This is a genomic window from Corallococcus interemptor, assembly GCF_003668875.1.
Classification (GTDB): Bacteria; Myxococcota; Myxococcia; order Myxococcales; family Myxococcaceae; genus Corallococcus; species Corallococcus interemptor.
In genome coordinates this window covers 1-2,593 of sequence record NZ_RAWM01000246.1, presented here as the reverse complement: position 1 = coordinate 2,593, position 2,593 = coordinate 1, and the positions used below count along the sequence as shown (strand labels likewise).

The window sequence follows — 2,593 nt, the reverse complement described above, 5'->3', positions numbered from 1 at the left end:
GCTCGCAGGGGGCGGGGGGGCCGCGCTGCCCAGGGCGCGGCCCGGTGCCGCTCCAGGCCTGGGCATCGGCTTCGAGGCCATCCGCTTCATCTTCTCCATGGGCATCCGCCCTCCCACGGGCGTCTGCATGAACGCGTCCCCCGGCGCCTCATCGTCCGCGTCCCGGGCGGCCGGATTGAACATGCTCCAGCCCGCGGGCGCGTTCACCGGCACCACGCGCGTCTCCGGCGTGCCGGACGCGCGGCGGTCACCCTGGCGCTCCTCTACCACCACGAAGGACGTGTACTGCGTGGCCAGCTGGTGCTCGACGGCGAGCCGCACGATGCGCTCCTTCATCGCGTCCGCGCGCCGGCCCACCAGCCCCGCGTCCATCCAGCCCCGGATGCGCTCGGCGGCCCACAACTTCTCCACCACGGGCCGGTCCGACAGCGACGGCAGGTCCAGCCGCACCGTGAGGGAGAAGGGCTCCCGGCCCGACCGTCCCTTCAGCGTCACGCTGCCCGTGCCCGCCTGCGCATAGCGCCCGAAGAGCGTCCACGGCGTGCCGTCCACCAGCGGCGGCAGCGTGGACGGCGCCAGCTCACTGGCCTCCACGCCGTTGAAGCTCACCTCCAGGTCGGTGACGCGCGGCGCGAGCGCCCGGGAGAACTGCGCCACCACCTTCTCGTCGATGCGCTCCCCCGGGTGGATGAACTCCACCGCGCCATCCGTGCGCCGCGCCAGGTCGCGCAACAGCGCGTCGCTCACGTTGGTGCCGATGCCGAACGAGAACACCCGTCCCGCCCCGCGCGCCGCGAGCACCGCGGTGAGGATTTCGTTCTCGTTGCCCACCTGGCCGTCCGTCAGCAGCACCACCACGCCATCCGGCGCGGCCTTCATCGCGGTGACCATCGGCTCCAGCAGCTCCGTGCCGCCGTAGGCCTTGAGCCCCGCGACCCACGCATCCGCCTGCTCCAGCGTGCGCTGGGTGAACGGCACCGTCTGCGGAGAGAACGAACGGTACGCGTTCTCGAACGCGATGACGTTGAAGCGGTCGCCCTCGCGCAGGTGGCGCAGGCACAGCCGGAGCGCGGCCTGGGCCTGCGGCAGGCTGTCGCCCGCCATGGACCCGGACGTGTCCACCACGAACACCACCTCCTGCCGGGGAGGCGACGTCGCCAGGTTCAGCAGGTCCGGCACCACCGTGAGCGCGAACGTGCCCGGCCCTTCCGCCTTGCGGTGCGTGACCACGGGCGTGAGCATCACGTCCGGGTTGGCGTTGCGCATCGTGAGCACCACGTCCCGGTCCAGCGCCACCTCGTCGCCCGCGAAGTGCTTGAGGAACGAATCGCGCTGCAGGCTCACCCGCGTGCGCGTGCCGTCCTTCGTGACGGTGATGCGGTGGGACGGGCTCTCCACCACCACGTCACGGCCCACGTCGACGAGCAGGTCCATCTTCAGCCCGTAGTCCACCGGGCCCTGGTGCGGAGTGAGGCGGTCCGCGTCCGGCACCCGCGTCGTGGGGGCCGCTTCGCCGTGGCCCGTGCGGTCTCCGTGCACCGCGCCGGGGATGTACCGGGGCGCCACCAGCGTGGGCAGCATCCAGCGCACGCTGCCCTCTTCGGCGGTGAGCGTCTGCAGGAACTCCACCTCCACCAGGGTGTCCTCGCCCGGCAACAGGTTGCCCACCTGCGCGGTGAAGACGTTGGCGCGCTCCTGGTCCAGCAGCGCCGCGCCGTGGCCCTCGGTGATGGCGTCGTCGTAGGCGCGGAAGGCCGCCTCGCGCTCCTTCACCACGCCGGCCACGCGGCGGCCCGCGCAGGTCATGGAGAAGGCGCTGAGCGTCGCGTCGGAGGGCAGGGGGAAGGTGTAGACGGCCTCCACCGGCTTCTTCTCGTCGTTGCGGTAGCGCTGCGTCACGCGCACCCGCGCGTGCCCCCCGAGCAGCTCACCGGTGACCTCCACTCCCTGCAGGGGCACCCGGGCCCCCTCACGCGTGAACAGCCCACACTTCGCCTGCTCGTTCATGACGGCGTTCCTTCCTCGGACTCCTCGATGAGGGCGCGCACCCGCTCCGCCAGCGCCCGGACCTTCGCTTCCGCCTGCTCCGACACGTGCAATTCCAACCCCGGCGCCAGGAGCCAGCGCTGGTAACGCGCCACCTCCACCGTCGGGTCTTTTCCTGGCCGCTTCGGCGGCATCCGGGGAGGCTCCTCCGGCACCGGCGGCATCCCCGAGCCTGGGCCCACCGGCGACTCCGACAGCCGGCGCAGCTCCTCGGGTGACAGCCGCAAGAGCTCCGCCTGGATGGCATCCAGCGGCAGGAACCTCGCCTGGAGCACCCGGATGGCCTTGAGCCGCACCCGGTGCTCCTCTCCGTAGACCGTGTCCGGCCCCTTGAAGGGCGGCGCGGGCAACAGGCCCCGCTGGACGTAATAGCGGACCGTGCGAGGCGAGACGCCCACCTCCTCCGCCAGCGCGGCCAGCTTCCACTCCGTCTGTGTCTTGGGCGTGCTCACGAACCTGACAGTAGGTTGTGACAGTTGTAGTGTCAAGACGCCGGTGGCGATTTGGCAGCGGCGGTGGCGGGATGTCCCCGGAGGTGGCGGCCGGG

2 protein-coding genes are annotated in these 2,593 nt (G+C 71.9%); both read right to left on the bottom strand.

The annotated features are described in order from the left end of the window. A partial coding sequence (locus D7X96_RS38790; protein ID WP_244219880.1) for a VIT domain-containing protein occupies positions 1–2,007 on the bottom strand: 2,007 nt, incomplete at its 3' end. Beyond that, a complete protein-coding gene (locus D7X96_RS38785) occupies positions 2,004–2,498 on the bottom strand; it encodes a MerR family transcriptional regulator (RefSeq protein WP_120553185.1) in 495 nt (164 codons plus the stop codon). The genes D7X96_RS38785 and D7X96_RS38790, both read right to left, overlap by 4 nt. Positions 2,499–2,593 lie beyond the last annotated feature (95 nt).